Origin of the sequence: Nocardioides sp. LML1-1-1.1 (genome assembly GCF_040676175.1) — a bacterium.
Classification (GTDB): domain Bacteria; phylum Actinomycetota; class Actinomycetes; order Propionibacteriales; family Nocardioidaceae; genus Nocardioides.
Genome location: NZ_JBEGHK010000007.1, coordinates 94841 through 120618 on the forward strand (window position 1 = coordinate 94841; position 25778 = coordinate 120618).

The 25778-nt window shown below is 73.6% G+C and carries 26 protein-coding genes; 8 read left to right on the top strand and 18 right to left on the bottom strand.

Translation table 11 applies throughout. The features are described from left to right. Window position 1 precedes the first annotated feature (1 nt). A complete protein-coding gene (locus MRBLML1_RS21500; protein ID WP_364519935.1) occupies window positions 2-529 on the bottom strand; it encodes a hypothetical protein in 528 nt (175 codons plus the stop codon). A gap of 54 nt (window positions 530-583) precedes the next feature. Between MRBLML1_RS21500 and MRBLML1_RS21505 the strand changes: the two genes are divergently transcribed. Both MRBLML1_RS21505 and rpsT read left to right on the top strand, forming a co-directional pair. Continuing rightward, a complete protein-coding gene (locus MRBLML1_RS21505; protein ID WP_364519937.1) occupies window positions 584-1522 on the top strand; it encodes a hypothetical protein in 939 nt (312 codons plus the stop codon). A 162-nt stretch (window positions 1523-1684) separates the two neighbouring features. Continuing rightward, on the top strand, window positions 1685-1945 hold the full coding sequence (gene rpsT, locus MRBLML1_RS21510; protein ID WP_364519939.1) for a 30S ribosomal protein S20: 261 nt from the start codon (window positions 1685-1687) through the stop codon (window positions 1943-1945). A gap of 72 nt (window positions 1946-2017) precedes the next feature. Here rpsT and holA read toward each other — a convergent pair whose 3' ends face one another. The 6 genes from holA to MRBLML1_RS21540 all read right to left on the bottom strand — a co-directional run bounded on the left by holA (window position 2018) and on the right by MRBLML1_RS21540 (window position 11473). Next, complete coding sequence (gene holA, locus MRBLML1_RS21515) at window positions 2018-2989, bottom strand: DNA polymerase III subunit delta (RefSeq protein ID WP_364519941.1); 972 nt, start codon at window positions 2987-2989, stop codon at window positions 2018-2020. Window positions 2990-3018: 29 nt separating this feature from the next. Continuing rightward, complete coding sequence (locus tag MRBLML1_RS21520) at window positions 3019-5349, bottom strand: ComEC/Rec2 family competence protein (RefSeq protein WP_364519943.1); 2331 nt, start codon at window positions 5347-5349, stop codon at window positions 3019-3021. Window positions 5350-5352: 3 nt separating this feature from the next. Next, entirely contained in the window at window positions 5353-6252 is a 900-nt protein-coding gene (locus MRBLML1_RS21525) for a helix-hairpin-helix domain-containing protein (RefSeq protein ID WP_364519945.1), read from the bottom strand. Window positions 6253-6352: 100 nt separating this feature from the next. Further along, entirely contained in the window at window positions 6353-7252 is a 900-nt protein-coding gene (locus tag MRBLML1_RS21530) for a DegV family protein (RefSeq protein ID WP_364519947.1), read from the bottom strand. After that, complete coding sequence (gene leuS, locus MRBLML1_RS21535) at window positions 7249-9663, bottom strand: leucine--tRNA ligase (RefSeq protein ID WP_364519949.1); 2415 nt, start codon at window positions 9661-9663, stop codon at window positions 7249-7251. The genes MRBLML1_RS21530 and leuS overlap by 4 nt, the downstream gene beginning before the upstream one ends. 31 nt (window positions 9664-9694) lie before the next feature. Then, complete coding sequence (locus MRBLML1_RS21540; protein WP_364519951.1) at window positions 9695-11473, bottom strand: ABC transporter ATP-binding protein; 1779 nt, start codon at window positions 11471-11473, stop codon at window positions 9695-9697. Window positions 11474-11560: 87 nt separating this feature from the next. Between MRBLML1_RS21540 and MRBLML1_RS21545 the strand changes: the two genes are divergently transcribed. Next, window positions 11561-12322 (top strand): SDR family NAD(P)-dependent oxidoreductase, encoded by a 762-nt coding sequence (locus tag MRBLML1_RS21545; RefSeq protein ID WP_364519953.1) that lies wholly within the window; start codon window positions 11561-11563, stop codon window positions 12320-12322. A gap of 25 nt (window positions 12323-12347) precedes the next feature. Beyond that, window positions 12348-13436, top strand: coding sequence for a chromate efflux transporter (gene chrA, locus MRBLML1_RS21550; RefSeq protein WP_364519955.1), 1089 nt, complete (start codon window positions 12348-12350; stop codon window positions 13434-13436). Here the strand turns inward: chrA and MRBLML1_RS21555 are convergent. The 4 genes from MRBLML1_RS21555 to MRBLML1_RS21570 form a co-directional block, all read right to left on the bottom strand. Beyond that, window positions 13421-13888 carry a carboxymuconolactone decarboxylase family protein gene (locus tag MRBLML1_RS21555; protein WP_364519957.1) on the bottom strand — a complete coding sequence of 156 codons (468 nt, stop codon included), beginning with the start codon at window positions 13886-13888 and terminating at the stop codon, window positions 13421-13423. The two genes, chrA and MRBLML1_RS21555, sit on opposite strands and share 16 nt — an antisense overlap. Next, the gene (locus MRBLML1_RS21560) at window positions 13885-14184 is read right to left on the bottom strand and encodes a GNAT family N-acetyltransferase (RefSeq protein ID WP_364519959.1); all 300 of its coding nucleotides are present in this window, start codon (window positions 14182-14184) and stop codon (window positions 13885-13887) included. Before MRBLML1_RS21560 ends, MRBLML1_RS21555 begins: the two co-directional genes overlap by 4 nt. Window positions 14185-14257: 73 nt before the next feature. After that, window positions 14258-16483 carry a catalase/peroxidase HPI gene (gene katG / locus MRBLML1_RS21565; RefSeq protein WP_364519961.1) on the bottom strand — a complete coding sequence of 742 codons (2226 nt, stop codon included), beginning with the start codon at window positions 16481-16483 and terminating at the stop codon, window positions 14258-14260. Between the two features lie 22 nt (window positions 16484-16505). Continuing rightward, entirely contained in the window at window positions 16506-16928 is a 423-nt protein-coding gene (locus MRBLML1_RS21570; RefSeq protein WP_364519963.1) for a Fur family transcriptional regulator, read from the bottom strand. 90 nt (window positions 16929-17018) lie between these two features. On the opposite strand from MRBLML1_RS21570, the gene MRBLML1_RS21575 reads away from it, so the two are divergent. Both MRBLML1_RS21575 and MRBLML1_RS21580 read left to right on the top strand, forming a co-directional pair. Further along, window positions 17019-17201 carry a hypothetical protein gene (locus MRBLML1_RS21575; protein ID WP_364519965.1) on the top strand — a complete coding sequence of 61 codons (183 nt, stop codon included), beginning with the start codon at window positions 17019-17021 and terminating at the stop codon, window positions 17199-17201. A gap of 30 nt (window positions 17202-17231) precedes the next feature. Continuing rightward, window positions 17232-17825: a 1-acyl-sn-glycerol-3-phosphate acyltransferase gene (locus MRBLML1_RS21580; protein ID WP_364519967.1), complete on the top strand. Its 594-nt coding sequence runs from the start codon at window positions 17232-17234 to the stop codon at window positions 17823-17825. Here the strand turns inward: MRBLML1_RS21580 and MRBLML1_RS21585 are convergent. The 5 genes from MRBLML1_RS21585 to MRBLML1_RS21605 all read right to left on the bottom strand — a co-directional run bounded on the left by MRBLML1_RS21585 (window position 17790) and on the right by MRBLML1_RS21605 (window position 21602). Further along, window positions 17790-18968 carry a glycosyltransferase 87 family protein gene (locus tag MRBLML1_RS21585; RefSeq protein WP_364519969.1) on the bottom strand — a complete coding sequence of 393 codons (1179 nt, stop codon included), beginning with the start codon at window positions 18966-18968 and terminating at the stop codon, window positions 17790-17792. The two genes, MRBLML1_RS21580 and MRBLML1_RS21585, sit on opposite strands and share 36 nt — an antisense overlap. Window positions 18969-19041: 73 nt before the next feature. Further along, window positions 19042-19443, bottom strand: coding sequence for a hypothetical protein (locus tag MRBLML1_RS21590; protein ID WP_364519971.1), 402 nt, complete (start codon window positions 19441-19443; stop codon window positions 19042-19044). Then, complete coding sequence (locus tag MRBLML1_RS21595) at window positions 19440-20303, bottom strand: DUF692 domain-containing protein (RefSeq protein ID WP_364519973.1); 864 nt, start codon at window positions 20301-20303, stop codon at window positions 19440-19442. The genes MRBLML1_RS21590 and MRBLML1_RS21595 overlap by 4 nt, the downstream gene beginning before the upstream one ends. Window positions 20304-20312: 9 nt before the next feature. Beyond that, window positions 20313-20534, bottom strand: a complete 222-nt coding sequence (locus MRBLML1_RS21600; RefSeq protein ID WP_364519975.1) for a hypothetical protein — start codon at window positions 20532-20534, stop codon at window positions 20313-20315. A 168-nt stretch (window positions 20535-20702) separates the two neighbouring features. Next, window positions 20703-21602 carry an alpha/beta fold hydrolase gene (locus tag MRBLML1_RS21605; protein ID WP_364519977.1) on the bottom strand — a complete coding sequence of 300 codons (900 nt, stop codon included), beginning with the start codon at window positions 21600-21602 and terminating at the stop codon, window positions 20703-20705. Between the two features lie 120 nt (window positions 21603-21722). Between MRBLML1_RS21605 and MRBLML1_RS21610 the strand changes: the two genes are divergently transcribed. Together MRBLML1_RS21610 and MRBLML1_RS21615 are read left to right on the top strand one after the other, a co-directional pair. Then, window positions 21723-22931, top strand: coding sequence for a PucR family transcriptional regulator (locus MRBLML1_RS21610; protein ID WP_364519979.1), 1209 nt, complete (start codon window positions 21723-21725; stop codon window positions 22929-22931). Between the two features lie 59 nt (window positions 22932-22990). After that, entirely contained in the window at window positions 22991-23935 is a 945-nt protein-coding gene (locus MRBLML1_RS21615; protein ID WP_364519981.1) for an alpha/beta fold hydrolase, read from the top strand. Here the strand turns inward: MRBLML1_RS21615 and MRBLML1_RS21620 are convergent. Together MRBLML1_RS21620 and MRBLML1_RS21625 are read right to left on the bottom strand one after the other, a co-directional pair. Beyond that, window positions 23932-24744 (bottom strand): class I SAM-dependent methyltransferase, encoded by an 813-nt coding sequence (locus MRBLML1_RS21620; protein ID WP_364519983.1) that lies wholly within the window; start codon window positions 24742-24744, stop codon window positions 23932-23934. The two genes, MRBLML1_RS21615 and MRBLML1_RS21620, sit on opposite strands and share 4 nt — an antisense overlap. 31 nt (window positions 24745-24775) lie before the next feature. Then, window positions 24776-25696 carry a hypothetical protein gene (locus tag MRBLML1_RS21625; RefSeq protein ID WP_364519985.1) on the bottom strand — a complete coding sequence of 307 codons (921 nt, stop codon included), beginning with the start codon at window positions 25694-25696 and terminating at the stop codon, window positions 24776-24778. Between the last annotated feature and the right edge of the window lie 82 nt (window positions 25697-25778).

Here is a 25778-nt window from a genome sequence, read left to right on the forward strand (position 1 = left end):
CTCAGAGGGCGGCAAGCATGCCCTCGGCGACCGCCTTGCCGGCGGCCTGGTCCGCGCCGGTCACCCCGACGAAGTAGTGCTCGCCCAGCGCAATGAGCTGCTGCCCCTTCTCCTGCCAGTAGGCCTCGGTGCCCACGCCGGCCGCGGGCTCCAGGGCGTCCTTGCCGGCGTTCTTCTCGAGCTGGACGAGCGTCTCGTCCCAGTCCGCGGCCACCTCGACCGCGAGGATCACGCCGGTGGAGAAGGTGCAGATCTTGCGCTGGTCCGGCACCGGGCCGGCGACCGAGCCCTCGCCCGGGTCGGCGCCGAGCAGGTCGGTGAGCTGCTCGGTGTCGAGCAGGGTGCAGGGGTCCGGCACCTCGCCGGTGGGCGCGGCCTCCGTGGTGTCGGCACCCTCCGGTCCGACGCTCTCCCTCGACGCACCGAGCTCGGTCTCCGGGGTGCCGGACGGGTCGTCGTCGGACCCGCCGCAGCCGGCGAGGGACAGCGTGGCCAGGGTGAACGAGGCGAGGACGAGGCGCGGGAGCATGGCCGGAAGCGTAGTGGCGCCCCACGCCGCCCGCAGGTCCGCCATCATGTGCGCGTGCTTCCCGCTCGGATCCCCCATGGCCGCACCGCTCGACGGGTGCAGTGGGCCCACCTGCCCCCGCGGGTGCGGGCCGCCATCGCGAGCCGCCTGGGCGGGCCGGTCGTGGAGGCGGACTCCCAGGGCGGCGGCTTCACCCCCGGCTTCGCCTCGGTGCTGACGCTGGCCGACGGCAGCCGCCACTTCGTGAAGGCGGCCTCCACCAAGGCGCAACGCGCCTTCGCCGACTCCTACCGCGACGAGGCCGAGCAGCTGCGCCGGCTCCCGGCCGCCGTACCGTCGCCGCGACTGCTGTGGACCGACGAGGTCGACGACTGGTTCCTGCTCGGCATCGAGCACGTCGCCGCACGCGCCCCGCACCGGCCCTGGACCGCCGGCGACCTCGCGCTCGCCTCGGACATGGCGCTGGCCGCCGCCGCCGCGCTCACCCCGCCACCCGGCGCGGACGCCTCGAGCGCCGTCGAGGAGTTCGCCGCCTGGCCGGGACTGTGGGACGTGATCGACCACCCACGGGCCGCGGAGATCGGCGCCCTCGCGGCGCGGTACGCCGACGTCCTCACCGGTGACACCCTCGTCCACACCGACATCCGCGACGACAACATCCTCCTCGTCGACGACGGCTCCGGCGTGGAGCGCGCCCTGCTCTGCGACTGGAACTGGGCGGTCCGCGGTCCGGCCTGGCTCGACTCGCTGCTGCTGCTCGTCGGCCCGCGCGGGGACGGCCTGGACGTCGAGGCGCACCTCGCGGCGCACCCGTTGCTGGGTGACGTGCCGCCCGAGGACATCGACGTCGCGCTCGCCCTGGTGCTGGGCTACTTCACGGCCTCGGCCGCCCAGCGGGTGCCGCCCACCTCGCCGTACCTCCGGGCGGCGCAGGCCTGGCAGCGCGACGTGATCGACGACTGGCTGGCCGAGCGGCGCGGGTGGCGGGACTGAGGCCGCCCGGGACGAGCGGGCGCGATTTGGGGCCGGTGTTCGCCCACTGTTAGCCTTGCTGGTCGCGTCATCCCTGTGCACGCGCCTGCCCTCGCGGCGGGACCGCAGGGGCCCGCGCTCCGGACCAGACCAGCATCCTCCGACAGACAAGGCACAGCACCCGTGGCCAACATCAAGAGCCAGATCAAGCGCAACAAGCAGAACGAGAAGCGTCACGAGCGCAACAAGGCCGTCAAGTCCGGCCTGAAGACCGCGATCCGCAAGTTCAACGAGGCCGCCGAGTCCGGCGACAAGGACAACGCCGTCGCGCTCGCGCAGGACGCCACGAAGAAGCTCGACAAGGCTGCTTCGAAGGGCGTCATCCACAAGAACCAGGCTGCCAACCGCAAGTCGTCGATCAGCAAGCGGGCCGCCGCTCTCTGAGCCGCCCCGTCTGGCTCCGGTCCGGAGCCATCGCGTCGAGGGAGTCCCCGTCCGGGGGCTCCCTTCGTGATTTCAGGAGCGGCGCAGGGCGGTGATCGTCAGCACCAACCGCTCCAGGGCGTACGACGCGTCGCTCGCCGCCCCCTTGATGTCCGCGTCGGCCTGGGCGACCGCCCGGATCGAGCGGGCCAGACCGGCCTCGGTCCAGCCGCGAGCCTGGTCGCGCAGCGAGCGCAGCTTCCACGGCGGGACGCCGACCTCGCGGGCCAGGTCCACGTCGCGCATCCCGCGCGGCGCGCTCACCAGCCGGGCCAGCCCGCGCGCGCTGCCCGCGAACGCCGAGGTGATCAGCACCGCGGCCGTGCCCGCGTCGAGCGCCCAGCGCAGCTCCTCCAGCGCTGCCCGGTCCCGGCCGGCGAAGGCCGCGTCGGCCACCGCGAAGGACTTCGCCTCCGCCCGGCCACCGAAGTAGCGGCGGACCTGCTCCTCGCTGATCCGCTCGCCCGGGAAGTCGTTGGTGAGCTGGTGGGCGGCCCCCGCGAGCGAACGCAGGTCGCGGCCGATCGCCTCGATGAGGACGTCGGCGGCCTCCCGGTCGATCGTCGCGCCGTGACGCCGCACCTCCCCCGCGACGAAGGCCGGGAAGTCCGACGGCTTGAGCTCCTCGGACTTGTGCTCGATCACCGGCTTCAGCTTGCGCAGCTTGGTGAGGACCCCGCTGCCCTTCTGCCCACCTCCGTGGACCAGGACCAGGGCGACGTCCTCGACCGGTGCGGCGGCGTAGGCCAGCAGGCCCTCGACGGACTCGTCCGGCAGGTTCTCCAGGTTGCGCACGACCACGCAGCGCACCGCGGAGAACAGCGACGGCGCCGCCATCTCCCCCAGCGTCGCCAAGGTCAGGTCGGAGGCCGAGGCGTCGGAGAACTCCGCCTCCGCGTCGTGCTCGCGCACGCCGGCCTTGACCTCGTCGACGGTGCGGGCGCCCAGGAACTCCTCCTTGCCGGTGACCAGGATGACCCGTCCCAACACGTCCGCGCCGCGCATGGGAGACACCTTCCCACACGGCTCCGACGTCACCGGCGGGTGGCGGTGGCCAGCCCACCGTCCGGCCGTCGTACGACGGCGAGGTCTCCTTCCTCGTCCGTGCGGTGCACCTCGGCGCCCGCCGCGGTCAGCCGGGCCAGCAACGGGCCGTCGGGGTGTCCGTAGTCGTTGTCGGCGCCCACCGACACCAGCGCGACCTCGGCGCGCAGCGAGGTCAGCCAGCGCTCGTCCTGGTGGCGGCTCCCGTGGTGCGGCACCTTGAGCACGTCGACGTCCAGGCCGGGCAGCAGCCGGGCGAGCCGGGCCTGGACGGTCGGCTCCACGTCCCCGGTCAGCAGCATCCGCACCCCGCCCGCGTCGACCGCGAGCACGACGCTGGCGTCGTTGGCGGAGCTGCCGTCACCGGCACCCGGCTGCTCGGGCAGGTCCGGATGGACGACCTGCAGCGTGGCCGCGCCCACCCGCCGCACCGAGCCGTACGGCGCCGTCCGCACCGGCACGCCCGCCTCCTGCGCGGCACGGCGCACGTCGGCCACCCCACCCGGAGGGTCGAGCACCGGACTGGTCTCGATCACCGCCACCCGGCGCCCTCGCAGCACACCCGGGAGCCCGTCGACGTGGTCGGCGTGGAAGTGGGTGAGCACCAGGAGCGGCACCTGCACCACGCCCAACCGGCCCAGGCACTCGTCCACCGCGTCCGGGTCGGGACCCGCGTCCACGACCACCGCCGCACCCGGCGCGGCCGCGAGGACGAGAGCGTCGCCCTGGCCCACGTCGCAGGCGACCAGCAGCCAGCCCGGCGGCGGCCACGCGCCATGCCCCCGGGGCACCAGCCGGCCCGGGATCCCGAGCAGGACCGCGACGAGCACCACGCCGAGGGCGACCGCGAGGCCACGGTGGCGCAGGACGCGCGGGAGGGCCAGCGCGACGCCGGCGCAGAGCAGCACCAGCAGCACGACCGCGCACCACCCGCTCCCCCAGCCGACGGCGGCACCCGGCAGGGCGGCGCCGTGCTGGGCGACCGTGACGATCCACGCGACGCACCAGCCGGCCGTCGTACCGACCAGGGCGGCGGGGCCCGGCGCGACCAGCCCGACGAGGCCGGCGAGCAACCCGAGCACGGTGGCCGGTCCGACCAGCGGGCCGGCCAGCAGGTTGGCGAGGACCGCGACCAGGCTCACCTGCTCGGACAGCACCGCGATGACCGGCGTGCAGGCGAGCTGGGCGGCCGTCGGGACCGCGACCGCCTCGGCCACCAGCCGCGGCAGCCAGCGGGCGAGGGCGTCGCTGAACGGCGGACCGAGGAGCACGATGCCGGCGGTGGCGAGCACCGACAGCGCGAAGCCGGCCGAGGTCGCGAGCCCCGGGTCGAGGAGGACCAGGGTCACCAGCGCGACGCCCAGCGCTCGCAGGCCGCGCCGACGGCCGTCCGGTCCGAAGGCGAACAGTCCGACCGTGCCCATCGCGGCCGCACGCAGCACGCTCGGCTCGGTCCGGGCGAGCAGCACGAACCCGGCGATGCCCACCGCCCCGACCAGCGCCAACCAGCGGCCGCGGACGCCCGCCGCCCGCGCCAGCAGGAGCAGCGCGCCCACCACGAGGGTGAGGTTGGTGCCGCTGACCGCGGTGAGGTGGGTGAGTCCGGTGGTCCGGAAGTCGGCCTCCAGGTCCTGCGGCAGCGCCGACTCGTCGCCGTCGACCAGCGCGGGCACCAGCCCGGCCTGGTCCGGTGGCCGGTCCGCGACCGCCGTACGGATCGAGGCACGCAGCGCTCCCGAGGCCCGCCACCACGGATCGGGCCCGCGGATGCGCACCGGCGCACGGGAGGCGAGCAGCACGGCCGCCACGTCGTCGCCATCGGCGCGCGCGAGTCGCCCCTGGGCCCGGACCACCTCGCCCAGCGCCACCCGGGCCCATGCCGGGTCGCCGAGCACGACGACGGTGCCGCCCAGCTCGCGGCGCTCACCGCGCGCGGTCAGCTCCCGCGCCCGGAGCCGCACCACGACCCGGTCGCCCCAGGAGCCCTCGACCCGGCGCGGGTCGGAGACGACGGTCGCGACCAGCCGGGCGCTGGTCCGCCGGGCGGCGTGCTCGTGGAGCGGGCTGGTCGTCATCGCCTCGTGCCGCAGCAGCGCACCGACGAGGACGGCGCCGGCGACGAGGGCGGCGGCGAGCAGCAGCCGGGAGCGGCGGGTCGCGAGCAGGACCGCGGCCAGCAGGAGCAGACCGGCCAGGAGCCCGGAGCCACGGGCAGGCAGTCGGGCCGCCGCGATCCCGGCGAGCCAGGCGGCGACGCCGAGGGCCGGGGCGCGGAGGTCGTGGCGGGGAGGGTGCCGCGGGGCGGGCGACGGGACGGCCACGGCTCAGACCGTCACGTAGGGAGTGAGGCGAGCGAGGGTCTTCTCCCCGATGCCGTCCACCTCCAGCAGCTCGTCGACGCTGGTGAAACCGCCCTGCTGCTCGCGCCAGGCGATGATCGCCTGCGCGGTCACCGGGCCGACCTCGGGCAGGGTCTCGAGCTCGGCCTGCGCGGCCTGGTTGAGGTTGACGAGCGGGCCGGCCGTGCCGGGCGCGGCCGAGCCCGCGGGGCCGGCCACGGTGCGCGGCGGAGCGGGCCCGCCGACGAGGATCTGCTCACCGTCGACGAGCACCCGGGCGAGGTTGAGCGGCGTGGTGTCGACGCCGCGCTTGGCGCCACCGGCGGCTCGCAGCGCGTCGGCGACGCGGGTGCCCGGGGCGAGGACGACGATGCCAGGGCGGCGGACCTTGCCGGCGACGTCGACCGTCACCGAGGCGCCGGAGGACGCGCCGGTGGCGAGTGGGGCAGGCGCCGAGACCGGCGCGCTGGTGAGAGCGGCAGGCGTGGCACCGCCCACCGGCGGGGAGACCGCCTCCCCCGCCACCGGTACGACGGAGGGCCCCGGATCCGCCCGCACGACCCACCACGCGGTGACGGCCAGCCCGAGCGCGACCACCAGCGCCACCACCGCGACGTGCGCGGGCGCCAGCGCCGGGAGGAGCGGGCGCAGCCGGGCGACCGGCGGGAGCAGGCGCCGGCGCGCGGCGTGCCGCCCCGGCACCGGGAGGGTGGGCGGAGCGGGATCGGCGGCGGGGACCGGCGCCGCGATCCGGGTGTGGTCGGCCCACCAGGCGTCCTCGGCCTCCTCCTCCGCGAGGGCCGACGAGGGCGGGGAGGCAGCGGCGATCAGCGCGAGACGACGGGCGGCGGCGGTGGGGTCGGGACGGGTGCGGCGGGGGTGCATGGCGGCACCGTAGGGAGGGGAGGTGGCGCGCCCGGTGCAGGGCGAGCGGGCCTGTGGAGAGGGCCGGCGGCGGGGCCGCCTGTGGAGAGGAAGTGGACGCTCAGGAGCCGGCGGGGGAGGGTGGGACGGGCGCGACGCAGATCGCGAGCATCCCGGGACCGACGTGGGCGCCGAGGACACCGCCGAGCTCGAGGCAGCGCACCGGGCTGCCGTCCCGGCCGGGCACGACGAGCTCGCCGAGCTGCTCCCCGAGCCGCTCGGCCAGCGCGAGCGCCCGGTCCTCGGCGGCGAGGTGGGCGACGCAGACCTCGACGGGCTGCTCCCCCGCGGCCTCCACGGCCATCGCCTCGAGCTGGGCGATCGCCTTGGCGGCGGTGCGGACCTTGGCCCGCGGCACGATCACGCCGTCCACGATGCCGAGCAGCGGCTTGACCGCGAGCACCCCGCCGAAGACCGCGGCGGCGGCGCCGACGCGGCCGCCGCGGCGCAGGTACTCCAGGGTGTTGACGTAGAAGAGCGAGGTCGCCGACGACGAGCGCTCCCGGGCGGCCGCCGCCGCCTCCTCGACGCTCCCGCCGGACGCGAGGACGGCCGAGGCCGACTCGACGGCGTACCCCGTCGCGACGCCCACCTGCCGGGTGTCGACGCAGGTCACCGGGACCGGCGCGGTGCGGGAGGCGACCAGTGCGGACTCGAAGGTGCCGCTCACCTCGGCGGAGAGGTGGACCGACAGGATCGAGTCGGCGCCCTCGGCGGCCAGCCGCTCGTAGAGCTCGGAGAACACCGCCGGCGCGGGCCGCGAGGTGCTCACCGCGCGCTTCTCGCGCAGCGCGGCGGCGACCCGTTCGGGCGTGGCCGCCTCGGACCCCTCGTCGTGGACGTCGTCGTCGATCACGACCTGCAGCGGGACGACGGTGACGCCGCACGCCTCGACGACCCCCGGCTGGAGGTGCGCCGTGGAGTCGGTGACGAGAGCGGTGGTCCCCACGAGGGAGATCACACCACGATGTTGACGAGCTTGGGAGCGCGGACGATCACCTTGCGGACCGCGCGACCGTCGATCGCCTTCTGCACGGCCGGGTCGGCCAGCGCCAACGCCTCCAGGTCCGCCTCGGTGATGTCGGGCGAGACCTCCAGGCGCCCGCGCACCTTTCCCTGGATCTGCACGACGGCCGTGACCGCGTCCTCGACCAGCAGCTCCGGCTCCACGGCGGGCCAGGAGGCGTGCGCCACCGACGGCTCGTGACCGAGCCGCTCCCACATCTCCTCGGCGGTGAACGGCGCCACCAGGGACAGCAGGATGGCCACGGTCTCGGCCGCCTCGCGCACCGCCGGGTCGGCGGGGCCGCAGCCGGAGTCGATGGCCTTGCGGGTGGCGTTGACGAGCTCCATCGTGCGCGCGATGACGACGTTGAAGCGGTAGGAGTCGAGCAGGTGGGTCGCCTCGTGCACGGTCTTGTGGGTGACCTTGCGCAGCGCGAGGTCACCGTCGGCGAAGGACACTCCCGGCGCGGAGGTCACGTCGCCGGAGAGCCGCCAGGCGCGCTGCAGGAAGCGCGCCGAGCCGGCCGGCGAGACGTCCGCCCAGTCGACGTTGTCCTCCGGCGGGCTCGCGAAGACCAGCGTCAGCCGGATCGCGTCGACGCCGAACTCCGCCAGCTGCGGGCCGAGCGCCACGCCGTTGCCCAGCGACTTGCTCATCTTGGCGCCGTTGTTGATCACCTTGCCCTGGGACAGGTACGACGAGAACGGCTCGTCCCAGTCGATCAGCCCCAGGTCGCGCAGCACCTTGGTGAAGAAGCGCGCGTAGAGCAGGTGCAGGACGGCGTGCTCGTCGCCGCCGAGGTAGAAGTCGATCGGCCCCCACGCCTTGGCCAGGGCCGGGTCGAAGGCCTGGGTGTCGTCGTTCGGCGAGAGGAAGCGGAAGAAGTACCACGACGAGTCGACGAAGGTGTCCATCGTGTCGGTGTCGCGCTCGGCCGGGCCGCCACAGGTGGGGCAGGTGACCTCGACCCACTCGCGGGCCGCGCCGAGCGGCGAGGTGCCCTTGGGCTTGAGGTCCGCGCCGCGCAGCTCAGGCAGCTCGACGGGCAGCTGGTCCTCGGGGACCGGGACCTCGCCGTCGACCGGGCAGTGGATGATCGGGATCGGCGCGCCCCAGTAGCGCTGGCGCGAGAGCAGCCAGTCGCGCAGCCGGAAGTTGACGGTGCCCTGGCCGTGGCCGTTCGCCTCCAGCGCGGCGATCGCCTTCGAGACCTCGGCGGCCTTGTCGTAGGGCTGCTCGTCGTCGTAGACGGGCACGATGGGGAGCCCGAACTTCTCGGCGAACTCCCGGTCGCGGTCGTCGTGCGCGGGCACGGCCATGATCGCACCGGTGCCGTAGTCGGCCAGCACGTAGTCGGCCGCCCACACCGGGATCTGCTCACCGGTCAGCGGGTTGGTCGCGGTCACGCCGAGGTCGACGCCGGTCTTGGGCCGGTCCGTGGCGAGCCGGTCGATGTCGGAGGCCTTGCGCACGTCGGCGAGGTAGTCCTCCAGCGCCTGTGCCCGCTCCGGCGCCACCAGCTGCTGGGCCAGCTTGGCGTCGGCGGCGACCACCATGAACGTCGCGCCGACCAGGGTGTCGGGCCGCGTGGTGAACACGGTGATCGGGTCGTGGCCGGCGATGTCGAAGGTGACGTGGGCGCCCTCGGAACGGCCGATCCAGTTGCGCTGGGCGTTGACGACCTTGTCGATCCAGGTCGGCTGCAGCTCGTCGAGGGCGTCGTAGAGCTCCTGGGCGTACTGCGTGGTGCGGAAGTACCACTGGGTCAGCTCGCGCTTGGTGACCTCGGCGCCGCAGCGCTCACAGGTGCCGTCGGCCAGCACCTGCTCGTTGGCCAGCACGGTCTGGTCGTTGGGGCACCAGTTGACCGGGGAGTTCTTGCGGTAGGCCAGGCCCTGCTCGCGGAACTTCAGGAACAGCCACTGGGTCCACTTGTAGTAGGCCGGGTCGGAGGTGTGCAGCCGGCGCGACCAGTCGAAGCTGGTGCCGTAGCGCTTCATCGAGGCCAGCTGGGTCTCGATGTTGGCGTAGGTGTACGTCGCCGGGTGCTCGTCGTTCTTGATGGCGGCGTTCTCCGCGGGCAGGCCGAAGGAGTCCCAGCCCATCGGGTTGAGCACCTCGTAGCCCCGGAAGCGCCAGTAGCGCGACAGCACGTCGTGCAGGGCGAACACCTCGGCGTGGCCCATGTGCAGGTCACCGCTCGGGTAGGGGAACATCGTCAGCGCGTAGCGCTTCTCCCGCTCCCCGGCGAGCACCGCCTCGTCGTCGGCACGGAAGAGGTCGAGCTCCTCCCAGACGGGCAGCCACTTCTCCTCGACGGCATGGACGTCGTAGTGGACCTCGGAGGGCGCGACCGTTTCACTCACACGTCTCAGGATATCCGTCCCGGGCGGTGCCTCAGGCCACGGCCTCACCGGTCTGGACGCGCCACAGCGCGGCGTACGCGCCACCGGCCGCGACCAGCTCGTCGTGGGTGCCCGCCTCGATCACCCGGCCGGCGTCGAGGACCCAGATCCGGTGCGCGTGGCGGACGGTCGAGAGGCGGTGCGCGACCACGAGGGTCGTGCACTTCTCACCGGCCCGGCGCAGCGACTGCTGGATGGCCGCCTCGGTCTCGTTGTCGACCGCGCTGGTGGCCTCGTCGAGCACCAGCAGGGCGGGCTCGCGCAGCAGGGCACGGGCCAGCGCGATCCGCTGCCGCTGCCCGCCGGAGAGGGTCACCCCGCGCTCCCCCACCCAGGTGTCGTAGCCGTCGGGCAGGCCGTCGACGAAGGAGGCGACCGCCGCGGCCTCCGCCGCGGCGACGACCTGCTCACGGGTGGCGTCGGGGCGGCCGTAGGCGATGTTCTCGGCGAGCGAGCCGGAGAACAGGTAGATGTCCTGGGCGACGTAGCCCACCGAGCCGCGCAGCGAGTCCCAGTCGAGCTCGCGCACGTCGGTGCCGTCGAGCAGCACCGCACCCGCGCGCGGGTCGTCGAAGCGCAGCACCAGGCGCAGCAGGGACGACTTGCCGGCACCGGTGGAGCCGACGATGGCGTGCGTCTCCCCGGCCGGTACGACGAGGTCCACGTCGTGCAGCACGTCCGGCCCGTCGGCGTACCCGGCCCGGACGCCGCGCAGCTCGACCCGGCCGCGCACGGGCCGCTCCAGCGTGGCCGACCCGGCGGGCACGGTGACCGGCTCGGCGAGCAGGGCCAGGATGCGGGCGGTCGATGCGCGCCCGCGCTGGTAGAGGTCGAGCACCTCGGCGACGTCGGTCATCGGCCACAGCAGGCGCTGGGTCATGAAGACGAGCACCGAGTAGAGGCCGAGCTCGAGGTCGCCGTCGAGGGTCTTCCAGCCACCGAGCAGCAGGGTGCAGGTGAATCCGGCGAGGATGGCCATCCGCACCAGCGGCACGAACGCGGCCGAGGAGCGGATCGCGTGCAGGTTGGTCTCGCGGTAGGCCGCCGACACCCGCTCGATCCGGTCGCGCTCGCGGTCCTCGGCGGTGAAGGACTTGATCGTGGCGATGCCGGCGAGGTTGGCGCTCAGCGCGCCGGAGAGGTCGGCGACGGACTCGCGCACCTTGGCGTAGAGCGGCTCCAGGCGGCGCTGGAAGACCAGCGAGCCGGCGATGATCACCGGGATCGGCAGGAACGCCAGGAGCAGCAGCTGCCACGAGGCGACGGCGAACACGATGCCGACGAGCAACACGTTGAGGGCGGTCTGCAGGATCGCGGGCAGGCCGATGTCGAGCATCCGCTCGAGCTGGTTGACGTCGTCGTTGAGGGTCGCCAGCGTGGAGCCGGAGGTGCGCGACTCGTGCCAGCCCAGGTGCAGGTGCTGGGCGTGGTCGTAGGCCTCGACCCGGAGGTCGTGCTCGATGCCCTGCGACAGCCCGCGCCAGAGCACCGCGGCGACGTACTCCGAGGCGGACTCGACGACCCACACCGCGAAGTTGATGGCGGCCAGCCAGGCCAGCTGGGCGTGCCGCGACTCGACTCCGAGCAGGTCGGCGACGAACGAGCCCGAGCCCCGCACGACCACGTCGACGGCCGCGCCGATCAGCAGCTCGGGGACGACGTCGGCCACCTTGTTGACGGTCGACATCACGATCGCGAGCACGAAGCGGCCGCGGTAGCGGCGGTAGCGCCCCCACAGCGCGCCGAGCGGTCGTTCGATCACCGGGTCCACGGCGGTCCTTCCTCGGGGACGAAAGTTAGGTATACCTTAGAAGGCCGTGTCACCGTGCCGACGCCCGGGGCCGCTACCGTTCGGCCCATGACCGTCACCGACCTGTTCCGACTCGACGGCAAGGTCGCCGTCGTCACCGGCGCCAGCTCCGGGCTGGGCGTCGACTTCGCCAAGGCCCTCGCCGAGGCCGGCGCCGACGTCGTGCTGGGCGCCCGCCGGGCCGAGCGCCTCGCCGACACCGCCGCGCTCGTCGAGGCCGCGGGCCGCCGCGCGGTCTCCGTGCAGACCGACGTGGCCGACCCGGCGTCCTGCCAGGCCCTCGTCGACGCGGCGATGGCCGAGCTCGGCCGGGTCGACGTCCTGGTCAACAACGCGGGCGTCGGCACCGCCGTCCCCGCCACCCGGGAGACGCCGGAGCAGTTCAGCCAGGTCATCGACATCAACCTCAACGGCAGCTACTGGATGGCCCAGGCGTGCGGCCGGGTGATGCAGCCGGGGTCGAGCATCATCAACATCTCCTCGGTCCTCGGCATCACCACCGCCGGTCTCCCCCAGGCCGCGTACGCCGCCTCCAAGGCCGGTGTCATCGGCCTGACCCGCGACCTGGCCCAGCAGTGGACCGGCCGCAAGGGCATCCGGGTCAACGCGATCGCGCCGGGCTTCTTCGCCTCCGAGATGACCGACTCCTACCCCCCGGGCTACCTCGAGTCGCAGCAGGCGCGGATCCCCGCCGGCCGCAAGGGCGACCCGCGCGAGCTCGCGGCGACGCTGGTGTTCCTGGCCTCCGACGCCGCCGGGTACGTCACCGGGCAGACCCTCGCGGTCGACGGCGGCATGACCATCACCTGATCCGGTGGTCAGCGAGGTCGCAGGCGTGTTCCTGCGGCTCGGGCTGATCGCCTTCGGCGGCCCGGCCGCGCACACCGCGCTGATGCGCGAGGAGCTGGTCCGGCGCCGGCGCTGGGTGAGCGACCAGCGCTTCGCCGACCTGATGGGCGCCACCAACCTGATCCCGGGGCCCAACTCCACCGAGCTGGCGATCCACCTCGGCCACGAGCGGGCCGGCTGGCGCGGGCTGCTCGTCGCCGGCGTGGCCTTCATCGTGCCGGCGGCCGTCCTGGTGACCCTCCTCGCCTGGGTGTACGTCGAGCAGGGCGAGACCCCCGCCGTCGAGGGGGTCCTGTACGGCGTGGTGCCGGTCGTCCTCGCGATCATCGTCTGGGCGCTCGCGGGCCTGGGGCGCACGGTGCTGTCGTCGTGGTGGCTCGCGCTGCTCGCGGGGGCCGCCCTGGCGGCGTACCTGCTGGGGGTGAACGAGCTCGTCGTGCTCTTCGGTGGCGCGGCGGTGGTCGCCGCGGTGCGCGGGGTGCGCGACCTGGCCCGCCGTGGCCCGGCGGCGCTCGCGCTGCCGCTGCTCGTCGCGGGCACCCAGCAGGACGGCCGGCTGACCGAGCTCTTCTTGACCATGCTCAAGATCGGCGCCGTCCTCTACGGCAGCGGCTACGTGCTGCTGGCCTTCCTCGAGGGCGACTTCGTCGACCGGCTCGGCTGGGTGAGCCACCAGCAGGTGCTGGACGCGGTCTCCGTCGGCCAGGTGACGCCGGGGCCGGTCTTCACGACCGCGACCTTCCTCGGCTACGTCGTGGCCGGGCTGCCTGGCGCCTTCCTCGCGACGGTGGCGATCTTCCTGCCGTCGTTCGTCTTCGTCGGGCTCCTCACCCGGCTCACCGACTGGTTGCGCTCACGCGCCTGGACCAGCGCGCTGCTCGACGGCGTCAACGCCACCGCGCTGGCGCTGATGGCCGGCGTCTCGCTCCAGCTCGGCCGGACGGGCCTGGTCGATCCCCTGACCGTGGCGCTGTTCGGGCTCACCCTGCTGGCGCTGTGGCGTACCAGGCTCAACAGCGCGTGGCTGATCGCCGCGGGCGCCCTGGTGGGCGTGGCGCGCTACCTCACGGGGTGATGGCTGGTGATCGAGATCCGGTTGAAGGCGTTCATGGTGATCGCGACCCAGGCGACGGCGCTGTAGGCGTCGTCGCCGAGCACGGCACGGGCCTCGTCCTCCGCGTAGACCCGGTCGAGCGGGTCGGGCAGGCGGGTGATCGACTCCACCAGCTGCAGCGCCGCGCGCTCGCGCTCGTCGAAGAGCGCCGTCTCCTGCCAGGCGTCCAGCACCGCGACCCGGCGCTCGGACTCCCCCGCCTCGATCGCACGGCGGTGGTGCAGGTCGAGGCAGTAGGCGCAGCCGTTGAGCTGCGAGACCCGCAGGTTGAGCAGCTCGACGAAGCGGCGGTCCAGGCCCGCGGCCTCGGCTGCGGCGCCCACCTGGTCCGAGAGCGCCGCCGCTGCCTTGTACGCCGCCGGCTGGGCCTTGTCGAGGAAGACGTGCCGTCGCCCGGCCTGGCCCTGGCTCATGCCGGCCAGTCGGTGATGTCGTCGTACTCGGGGTGCTTCTGGATCCACTTCGCGACGTAGGGGCAGTGCGGGATGATCCGCTTGCCCCGGGCCCGTACGTCGGCGAGGGCGAGCTCCACCACGTGCCCGGCGAGCCCGTGGCCGCCGTACGCGTCGTCGACCTCGGTGTGCACGAAGTCGACGTGGACGTCGTCGGGGAGCCGGTACTGCGTGAAGCCCGCGAGGGTCTCGCCGTCGCGGATCTCGTAGCGGTGCTGCTCCGGCGCGTGCACGTAGGTGATGCCTGCCTCGGTCATGGCGACATCCTGCCGCATCCGGAAAAGGCACGAAGGCCGCCCGTTGCCGGGCGGCCTTCGTGGTGGTGCGGGATCAGCGCAGGTCGAAGCGGTCGAGCTCCATGACCTTGACCCAGGCGGCGACGAAGTCCCGGGCGAACTTGTCCTTCGCGTCGTCGCTGGCGTAGACCTCGGCGAGCGCCCGCAGCTGCGAGTTCGAGCCGAAGATCAGGTCGGCCGCGGTGGCGGTCCAGCGGACCTCACCGGTGGCGGCGTCGCGGATCTCGTAGCCGTGCTCCTCGGTCTCCGACGCCTTCACGACCGCGCCGGGGGCGAGGAGGTTCGTGAAGAAGTCGGTGGACAGCACACCCGGCCGGTCGGTGAGCACACCGGCGGTCGAGCCGCCGGCGTTGGTGCCGAGGGTGCGCAGGCCGCCCAGCAGGACCGTCAGCTCGGGAGCCGTCAGGTCGAGCATGTACGCACGGTCGAGCAGCAGCGTCTCCAGCGGCAGCTTCTCGCCCGGACGGGCGTAGTTGCGGAAGCCGTCGGCACGGGGCTCGAGGACGGCGAACGACGCGGCGTCGGTCTGCTCCTCGGTGGCGTCGGTGCGGCCCGGCGTGAACGGCACCGTGATGTCGTAGCCGCCGTCCTTCGCGGCCTTCTCGACGCCCGCCGATCCGGCGAGCACGATCAGGTCGGCCAGCGAGATCTTCTTCTCGCCCTGCGCGTCGAAGGCCGCCTTGACCTCCTCGAGCTTGCCGAGGACCTTGGCGAGCTGCTCGGGCTGGTTGACCTCCCAGTCCTTCTGCGGGGCCAGGCGGATGCGCGCGCCGTTGGCGCCGCCGCGCTTGTCCGTCGAGCGGAACGACGCCGCGGAGGCCCACGCGGTGGAGACCAGCTCGGCCACGGTGAGACCGGAGTCCAGCACCTTCGCCTTGAGGTCGGCCACGTCGGCGTCGTCGACCAGCGGGTGGTCGACGGCGGGCACCGGGTCCTGCCACAGCTGAGCCTCGGGCACCCAGGGACCGAGGTAGCGCTCGATGGGGCCCATGTCGCGGTGGAGCAGCTTGTACCAGGCCTTGGCGAAGGCCAGCGCGAACTCGTCGGGGTTCTCCAGGAACCGGCGCGAGATCTTCTCGTACTCCGGGTCGAAGCGCAGCGCGAGGTCGCTGGTCAGCATGGTGGGCTTGCGCTTCGGGGAGTCCGCGGCCGGGCCGGGGATGATCGCCTCGGCGTCCTTGGCGACCCACTGCTTGGCGCCGGCCGGGCTCTCGGTGAGCTCCCACTCGTAGCCGAAGAGGATCTCGAAGAAGCGGTTGCTCCACTCGGTGGGCCGGTCGGTCCAGGTCACCTCGAGGCCGGAGGTGATCGCGTCGGCGCCCTTGCCCGTGCCGTGCGAGGACAGCCAGCCCAGGCCCTGCGCCTCCAGCGGCGCTCCCTCGGGCTCGGGGCCGACGAGCTCGGGGTTGCCCGCGCCGTGGGTCTTGCCGAAGGTGTGGCCGCCGGCGATGAGGGCGACGGTCTCCTCGTCGTTCATCGCCATCCGGGCGAAGGTGTCGCGGATGTCGCGGGCCGAGGCCAGCGGGTCGGGGTTGCCGTTGGGGCCCTCGGGGTTGACGTAGATCAGGCCCATCTGGACCGCGCCGAGCGGGTTGGAGAGGTCGCGATCGCCGCTGTAGCGCTCGTCGCCGAGCCAGATGTCCTCGGTGCCCCAGTTGATCTCCTCGGGCTCCCAGACGTCCTCACGGCCGAAGGCGAAGCCGAAGGTCTTGAAGCCCATCGACTCCAGCGCGACGTTGCCGGCGAGCACCAGCAGGTCGGCCCAGGAGATCTGCTGGCCGTACTTCTGCTTGACCGGCCACAGCAGACGGCGCGCCTTGTCGAGGTTGCCGTTGTCGGGCCAGCTGTTGAGCGGGGCGAAGCGCTGCGCGCCGTCGCCCGCGCCGCCGCGGCCGTCGTAGATCCGGTAGGTGCCGGCGGCGTGCCAGCTCAGGCGGATCATCAGGCCGCCGTAGTGACCGAAGTCGGCGGGCCACCAGTCCTGCGAGGTGGTCAGCACCTCGGTGACGTCGCGCTTGAGCGCCTCGACGTCGAGCTTCGCCAGCTCCTCCTTGTAGGAGAACGCCTCACCCAGGGGGTTGCCGGCCGGCGCGTGCGCGTGCAGCACCGAGAGGTCGAGCTGGTTGGGCCACCAGTCCTGGTTGGTCCGGGGACGGTGGGTCTTGGGCGTCGGCGACGACAGCGCCGGGTTCTCGCTCTCGCTGCCCTCCGGCGTGACGCCGTCGTGGGCGACGGGGCAGCCAGACTGGTTCTCGGACATGCTCAACCTTTCAAGTGGTCGGTCAGGTGCGGACGGAACATCCGGGGCACAGGCCCCAGTAGATGACCTCGGCCTCGTCGATCACGAAGCCGTGGGAGTTCGAGGCGGTCAGGCACGGCACGTGCCCGACGGCGCAGTCCACGTCGGCGATCGAGCCGCAGGAGCGGCACACGACGTGGTGGTGGTTGTCGCCCGTGCGCGTCTCGTAGCGCGCGACGGAGCCGGCCGGCTTGATGCTGCGCACCAGGCCCGCCTCGGTGAGGGTGTGCAACGAGTCGTAGACCGCCTGGTGCGACACGTCCGGCAGGTGCGAGCGCGCCGCCGCGATCACCGACTCGGTGTCGGCGTGCGGGTGGTCGTGCACGGCGGCCAGCACGGCCAGGCGTGGCCGGGTGACCCGGAGCGCGACCTCCCGCAGCTGCTGGGAGAAGTCGGGCCGCTGCATGACGACCATCCTGCCACTTTTCTTGAACGAGTCAAGACTCCGTGCGGGGTGTCGGCGACTGTTCCGCGGACTTCGGGGTACCACCCCGCCATGGACACCGCAGCAGTCGCGATCTTCCTCGGCGCCGTCGTCGCCGTCTTCATCGTCGGCGGCCTCCTGTGGGCCTTCCTGGCCGACCGCAAGCGCAACGAGGACGTCGCCAACGACACCGAGCGCATGTTCCCCGACCCCACCGCTCCCCCCGTCGACCCCTCGGACCGCCACGGAGGCTGAGCCCGTACGCCGGACGGCTACGGTCACCCCATGGCACATCCCATGCGGGTCCGGCGCACCGTCGCGCGCGGCCTCCTGCGCGTGACCCGTTGGCGGCTCGTCGGCGAGGTCCCCGAGAGCGGGATCCTGGTCGGCGCGCCGCACACCTCGCAGTGGGACTGGGTGGCGATGCTGATGATCGCCTGGGCCCACGGCGTGCGACCGCACGTCCTCGTCGCCGACCGCTACTTCAAGGGCTTCGTCGGCTGGGTCCTGCGCCACACCGGCGGCATCCCGCTCGACCGGTCCAGCCCAGGAGCGACCATCCGCGCCCTCCTCGTCGCGGCGGAGCAGGACGACGCCTTCCAGCTCGTCATCGCCGCCGAGGGCACCCGGAGCAAGGGTGAGTTCTGGAAGCCCGGCTTCTACCGGATGTCCCAGCAGACCGGACTGCCGATCAGCCTGGGCTTCGTCGACGGACCGAGCCGCACGCTCGGGATGGGCCCGACCTTCCACCCGACCGGCGACGTGCGTGCCGACATGGACCGGGTGCGCGCGTTCTACGCCGACAAGCACGGCATCCGGCCCGACAACCGCACCGAGCCACGGCTACGCGAAGAGGCGGAGCCGCCGCGCGGCTCCTGAGTCGCTGCGACGCGCGGCACGCAGACCCCACGTCGTGGTGGCCACCAGCAGGATCACCGCCACGATCACGTAGGCGTTGCCGGCGACCCCCTCGGCGAAGCTCCAGCCGTACTCCTTGCCGTTGCGGAAGGGCGACCACCAGATCGCCCGGGAGCAGGCGACCCCCGCGACCACGCCGGCCACCACGCGCGCCCGCCGCAGCTCGCTGACCCACAGCGCCACCACCGTCGGCACCAGCCACACCCAGTGGTGGTCCCAGGAGATCGGCGAGGCCAGCAGCATCCCGTACGACGCCGTGCACACCGCGAGCGGCCGGGCGGCCGGCGAGCCGGAGGTCCACAGCAGCCGCGCGGCAAGCAGGGAGACCAGGGCTGTCGCCCCGGCGACGGCGAACCACAGCGAGGTCGGGGCCTCGTGCCCCAGCAGCCGGCTGAGGATGCCGAGCACGGACTGGTTGCCGGCGTACTCGACCCCGCCGACACGGCCCGGGTCCCACAGCACGTCGGTCCAGTACGCCCAGGAGGCGCTCGGCGCGGCCACCGCACCGAGCAGGACGGTGGCGGCGAAGGCGCCGACCGCGGTGCCGGCGGCACGGCGGTAGCCCAGCACGAGGAGGACGGCGACGAAGAACAGCGGCGTGAGCTTGATGCCGGCCACCACGCCGACCAGCCAGCCGGCGTGCTTGCGCTCCGGGCGCAGCACGTCGGCGAGGATCGCGGCCATCAGGAAGAGGTTGACCTGCCCGAAGGAGAAGGTCGACCAGACCGGCTCGGCCAGCAGGGCCGCGGCGACGACGGCCGGCAGCACCCACGGGCGCGCGGCGACCCCACCGGCTCGCAGCGTGCGGTCGACGACCCACGCGAGCACGAGCACGCACGCGACCGACCAGACGAACGCGCTGACCCAGATCGGCAGCACCGCCAGCGGCAGCATCAGCAGCGCCGCGAAGGGCGGGTAGGTGAACGGCAGGTCCGCCACGTGGAAGCGGACGCCGTAGAGGTCACCGCCGAAGAGGGCGCTCGCCCCCAGCTCGTAGACGCGCAGGTCGATGAACCAGTCCCAGCGCCACGCGAGCAGGGCGCACCAGAGCCCGACGCCGAGCGCCAGGGCAGCGAGCGAGTGACGAGCGGTGCGCGACTCCACCCGGCGAGGCTAGGTCGGGCGAGGAGCCGGAGCAGCAGCGTGGACGGCGACGTACGCACTCTTCATCGGACGGTCACGTCGCGGCCACCAGTGCGGCCGCCTCCAGCAGGGCGACCTCGCGCAACGGCCCGGCGCCGGCCCGCTCCGCGACCAGCCGGGCGAACTCCGCGGCCTCGCCCTCGAAGCGCAGCCCGCGCGGGCGGCGCCCGTCCCAGAACTCCCGCACCAGCGCCGCCAGGTCGTCGGGGTCGCCGATCGCGAAGACCGTGGGCAGCAGGGTCAGCAGCTTGGTGAGCCGCCAGCCCTCGTGCAGCGTCGTGCACAGCGCCAGCCCCGGGTCGCCCGCCTGGGCCCGCAGCCGCGCGGCCTCGACCTCCGTGAGACCGTCGGGCTCCTCGCCCGCCGCGACCCGGCGGGCGTACGCCGGCTCCAGCACCATCCGCGCCTGCGCCCGCTGGTACGACGCGGCGCTCACCGCACCGCCCCGAGCGCCGCCCGCGCACGGTCGAGCACCGCGGCGACGCCGGCGAGGCCGACCTCCTCGCCCCACGAGCCGAGCAGCTCGAAGGTGATCCCGCCGAGGTTCGGGCAGGCCGCGACCACCTGGTCGAGCAACGCCCACACCTCCTCGGGCGGGGCGCCGGAGTGCGCGTCGAGGTAGAAGCCGTCGAGCTCCATGCCGCCCGCGACGTGCACCTCGCGCACCGCGGACAGCTCCAGCTCCGCCAGGTACGACGGCGCGGACATCGCGCCGTTGCGCACGTTCACCCACAGGTTGTGCAGGTCGAGCAGGACGCCTCCGCCGTACCGGGCACTGATCGCGTTGAGCACCTGCGGCTCGGTCAGCGGCTCGGCGGGCGTGGCGAAGTAGTAGACGTTGTTCTCCAGCAGGAACGGCCGGCCGAGGCGCTCGGCGAGCGCCCGCACCCGCGGCCCCACCCGGTCGACGGTCTCCTCGTCCAGGGCCAGCGGCAGGGTCAGGCCCAGGTTGACCGACTCCCCCTGCTCCTCCACCGCGCAGTAGGCGAGGTGCTCGCTGAGCCACGGCGGGTCGAGCCACTCCACCCAGGCGGCGAGCTCGTCGACGTACCCCTCGTCGAGGGGGCGGGCGCTGCCGATCGACAACCCGATGCCGTGCAGCAGGACGGGCATCCGGGCCCGCACCTGCTCCAGGTAGCGGCGGTCCTCCGGCTCGGACACGAACCGCACGGGCTCCGCAGCACCGCGGTCGCGCCAGAGCGTGTCGGGGATGACCTCCAGGTAGTCGACCGGCAGCGTGCCGTCGAGGACCAGGTCGCGCCAGGCCGGCTGGTAGAGCAGTCCCACGCCCAGCACGACCGGCCCTCAGAACCGCTCGAACCGGGCGACCTGCTGCAGCCGCTCGAAGACGATGCTGTCGATCGACAGCCGGTCCAGGCCGCTCAGGCACGGCGCGCAGCCGCCCTTCGGCACCTTGATCGTGAGGGTCTCCCGGAGGATGTCCACGATCTCGTCGAAACCCGTGTCGGGCTCCAGGGCCAGCTTCACGTGGCGCACTCCCGCGCCGCGCAGCTCCTTCTCCACCATGACGTGCTCCTTCTGCTCGGATCCGGCCTCCCTGGCACCAGGGTCGGCGAGGTCCGGGCACTCACGCATGAGCCGGAGGAGTCTTGCGGGCGGGCCGGTGCGGTGGCACCATGCCCGCCCGCGCGGACGGCTCACCCCCTCCCGAGGCGAGCCGTCCCCCTCCCCCGCTCAGAAGGGCGCCGGCAGGCTCAGGCTGCACCTCATCGCCGGCGGGTCCTGCGGGTCCAGCGCACGGCGGATGAGCAGGTTGACGTTCGGGTCGACGGCCATCGCGAGGTGGCCCGAGACGTCGAACGCGCAGCGGTCCTGCAGCACGATGTTGGTCACTCCGGGCTGGTCGATCCGGCCGCTCGTGTACGGCGTCACGACGGTGTCGTAGCGCGACATGATGTTGGTGTAGGCCACCCCCGGGACCGCCACACCGCCGCGCTGGAGGTCGTCGAGGAAGTCGTTGGGCGCGAGGAACTCCAGGCAGGACGCGCACTGCGACTGCACGAACGCCGTGATGCTCGGCAGGAACGGCATGGCCGCCTTGAGCAGGACGGACAGCCCGTTGAGCGTGGAGCCCTGATAGTTCGTGCCGAAGCCGACGTAGTCCTTGACCTTCGCGGCCCCGCCCTCGTGCTTGAGGTAGTACGCCGAGACCGTGCTGCCCTCGGAGTGGCCGACCAGGTCGACCTCGGCCGCGCCGGTGGCCGCGCGCACCTTGTCGACGAAGGCACCGACCTGGACGGCGCTGGTGCGCATCGAGCCGAGCCCGCCGACGAGGTCGCCGAAGGCACCCTGGCCGTAGGTCGTCGAGAACACGCAGTAGCCGGCGTCCGCGAGCTTGGTGCCGTGGTAGAACCAGTTCGTCACTGCCTGGCCCCCCAGGCCGTGCAGCAGCACGACCGGCTGCGGGTGCGCGGCCGAGGGCCGGCAGGACCAGTCGTTCCAGCCGCTCGTCGGCGCCGCCGCCTGGGCCGGGGCACTGGCCGCCACCGGGGCCACCAGGCCCACCGCGACGAGGCCGGCTCCCAACAGCCTCGTGATCCAGCGCATCCGGCGCGGACCTGTTGCTCGCTTCATGATCGTTCTCCTCCCTGGGGCGGCGTGTGGCGCCGCTCACAGGAATCCTTGACGAGCCGGTCGGTCTCGGCGAGTGGCAGCGCTCTGGAAAACCCCGGCGGGCTTTGTGATTCTTCACAAGTGCTGACCTTCTCCGGCCGCCCCATCGACGACCTGCTGCGCACCGGGCGTCACCAGCTCGTCGAGTCGATCCTCGACGACATCGCGCGCCAGGTCGCGATGTACGCCGAGCTGCCCGACCTGCTCGGCGTCGACGTGCGCGGCGTCGCCCGGGACAACCTGCTGCTCTTCGAGGCCCGGGTGGCCGGCGCCGCGCCGGACCCCGAGATCCTCGCGCGGGTCACCGCCTCGGCGTACCGCCGGGCGGAGGAGGGCTTCCCGCTCGACCTGGTGCAGCGGGCCTACCTCACGGGGATCGCCACGGTGTGGACGACCGTGGCGGCGACGGCGGGGCCCGACGACGTGACCGACCTGGGTGCGCTCGGCGACGCCGCGCTGGCGCACCTGACCGAGGTGATGCTCGCGGTGACCGGCGCCTACCTGGAGGAGCTGCGGATGAGCGGCGACGAGGCGGAGACCGTGCGCACCTCGCTCGTCGCGGCGCTGCTCGCGGGTGACGAGGTCGACCAGGTCGCGACCTCGCTCGGGGTCAGCCTGCCCGAGCGCTACACCGTGGTGGCCCTCCACATCGGTGGTGAGCCGCCGGAGGGCGGCTGGAGCCGGCCGGCCGCGATCACCGCGCGCCGGAGGCTGCGGGCGCTGCGCGCCGAGCTCGCCGGCGACCGGGTCAACGTGCCGCTGTTCGAGCTCGACCCCTACGGCGGCCTGGTGCTGCTCCCCCATCCCCACGGTGACGAGAACGCCTGGGACACCGCCGCCGTCGACGCGCTGGTCCGGCGGCTGGGCGGCGCCGCGGGAGCGGAGGTCTGGGCCGGTACGACGACGGCGGGCATCGCCGAGGTGCCCGCCGCCGCGGCGCTGGCCCGCGAGATCGTCGACCTGGTCCGGCGTACCTCCCGGTCTCCGGGGACCTACGCGATGGACGACGTCCTCCTCGACTACCAGCTCTCCCGGCCGGGGCCGGTCGCCGACGCGCTCCGGGCCCGGCTCGCGCCGCTCGCCACCCGCCCGGACCTGGTCGCGACGCTGCACGCGCACCTCGCGACCGGGCAGAGCCGCACCCGCACCGCGGAGCTGGTGAGCGTGCACCCCAACACCGTGGACTACCGGCTGCGCCGGGTCGCGGACCTGGTCGGCCTCGACCCGTGGACCGCGGACGGGCTCGCCCTGCTGCGCGCCGGCCTGCTCGGACTGGATCCGGCCGGCTGACCGCAAGTGAGACCGCTGCCCTGGACAGCGCGTCCAGAGCATGGGGAGATGGACCCACCATGAGCTACGCGAACCAGCCCGAGTGGCGTGCCATCCAGGAATTCCTGCCCGCGGCCTACCGGCTCACCCCCGGCACCGAGCCCGCCGAGGAGTGGTGGGAGGTCGACGGGCACCGGGTGCACCTCGACACCTACCGCGACCCGGACGCACCGGCGAAGGTGATCCTGCTGCACGGCGTGGGGACTAACGGACGCCAGATGTCGCTGGTGCTCGGCCGGCCGCTCGCCGAGCGGGGCTACGAGACGATCGCGATCGACATGCCGACGTACGGCGTCACGGAGGTGGCGGACGGCGCGCTGGTCACCTACGACGACTGGGTGCGGCTGGGCTCGGCGCTGGTGGACCGCGAGCTCGCCGACGGCCGCCCGGTGGTGCTCTACGGCCTCTCCGCCGGCGGCATGGAGACCTACCACGTGGCCGCGCTCAACGGCCGCGTCAGCGGGATCATCGGGATGACCTTCCTCGACCAGCGCTCGCGACAGGTGCGCGTGCAGACCGCCTTCGACCCGGTGACCGGCTTCGTCGGCGCCCGGGTGATGGCGCTGCTCGCGCGCACTCCCCTGCGCCGGCTGCGGCTGCCGATGCGCCTGGTCAGCAAGATGCGCACGCTCGTCAACGACAAGGCCGCCAAGAGGGCCTGCTACGCCGACAAGACCTCGGCCGGCAACAGCGCCACCATCGCCTTCCTCGACTCCTACCTCAACTACCGGCCCGTCACCGAGCCCGGCGACTTCGACGTCTGTCCGGTGCTGCTCACCCAGCCCGCCGCCGACCGGTGGACCCCCCTGCACCTGTCCGAGCCCTTCCTGGCGCGGATCACGAGGGTGCCGGTGCGCACGGTCATGCTGGAGGACGCCGGTCACTACCCGCTGGAGCAGCCGGGGCTGGACCAGCTGGTCGAGGCGGCTGCGGGCTTCGTCGCGGAGGCCGCCGGTCGCGCCTAGCCCGGGCGGCGAGCGGTGACCTGGAGCCACCGCGTCGGCGCCGCGAACGGGCCCGCGCCGTAGCGTGCGACCAGGCCCGCCTCCGCGATCTCGGTGGCCCGTTCGACGTCGAGCCCCGGGCACCGCTCGATCTCCCCGCGCAGCGGAGTCCCCTGGCAGAAGGCGACCGCGGCCTCGGCGGTCGTGCTGAGGCTGGTGCCGTCGACCTCCTCGACCCCGATGGTCGTGAAGCCGGCCTCGACGAGATCGGCGACGACACGGTCCGGCTCGAAGTAGCCGTGCGGCGTGCGCCTCATGAACGCCAGGTCCGCCTCCGGCACCGCCGCCGTCAGGGCGTCGGTGACGGTCTCGGCGATCGCGTTGCGCTCGATCCGGTCCCAGGTGTTGAACGCGAGCAGGCCGCCGGGGCGCAGCACGCGGCCCGCCTCGGCGTACCCCTGGACGCGGTCGGGGAAGAACATCGCGCCGAACTGGCAGGCGACCACGTCGAAGGAGGTGTCCGGGAACGGCAGGTCGGTCGCGTCGGCCACCTGCCAGGTCACCCGGCCGGACGTGCTGCGCCGCTCCGCGGCCCGCAGCATCGGGGCATTCAGGTCGGTGGCGACCAACCGTACGTCGGCCGCTCGCTCCAGCAGCCGGGTGAGCACCCCGGTGCCGGCCGCGACCTCCAGCACGTCGTGCGGCGCGGCGGCCAGCACCGCCGCGGCCAGCAGCTCGGCCGGCTCCGCGAAGATCATCGGCACCATCAGCCGCTCGTAGACCTCCGGGATCGACCCGGTGAAGGCGGCATCGCCCGCCCCTGCGCTCATGCGGCCAGGCTAGACCCGCGCACGGCTCACGTCAGTCCCACGTTTCCGTGGCGAAGTGCGCGTCCACGCTGGCCGCGTCCGGCCCGCCCACCCAGTCCGCCGCGAACCGCACCGCGTCCAGCAGCGGGTCCAGGGGCACCAGCCGCTCGGCCACCGCCGCGCGGATCCGCGCGTCCTGGCGGGGATCCTCCGACCACAGGCTCGGCCGGGCCACCACGACCACACCCTCCTCGCTCGGCAGCACCTCGGCGTCGACGAGCGCCGCGCCCAGGTGCTGGCGGCCGCCGAGGGCGTCGACCACGCGGTCGTGGACGTAGGTCACCGCGCCGGTCCCGCGCAGCCACTGCGGCGCGAGCCGGGCACCGGAGGCCATCGGGTCCTCGTCGTAGGCGTCCTCCCAGGGGGTGGCGCCGTGCGCCATGCTGCGCGGACCGGCCTCGGCGTAGTGGATGCGCGGGTCGGCGACCGTCGTACGCACCACCTGGACCACCTGCCGCGTGATCCGCCGCCGCACCTCCTCGGGGACCGCGCCCACGATGCTCACGTCGAGGAACAGGCTGATCCAGTCCGGCGGCTCGAGGTGCGCCGCGGCGGACCACTCGTAGACGAAGGGCTCCGCCGGCGGGGGGCCGGAGAGGTGACCGCACAGGTCGAGGTTGCCGTCGAGACGCAGCCGCAGCAGGGTGTCGATCTCGCGGGCCCGGACCAGTGGTCGGTCCGGGGTGATGACCGCCCGCACCCGCTCCGGGTCGAACCGGACCAGGCGCAGCTCCGGGACCGCCCAGCCCCAGGAAGCCCACTGGTCGAGCAGCTCGCCCGTGCACGCCAGCCAGGAGGCGACCATCCCCCGCTCCGCCGGCATCCGGCCGGAGGCGAGGACGCCGATCCGGGTCACGGCGAAGTCGTCCTCGACCCGGGCCTCGTCCCACGGGTCCGGCAGCAGCGCGTCCATGGCGACCTCTTCGTAGACCGGGCTGCTCCGATCCAACACAGCATCCGGCGCTCCCGGCCAGCCCGGCGGTTGCCTCGGCACC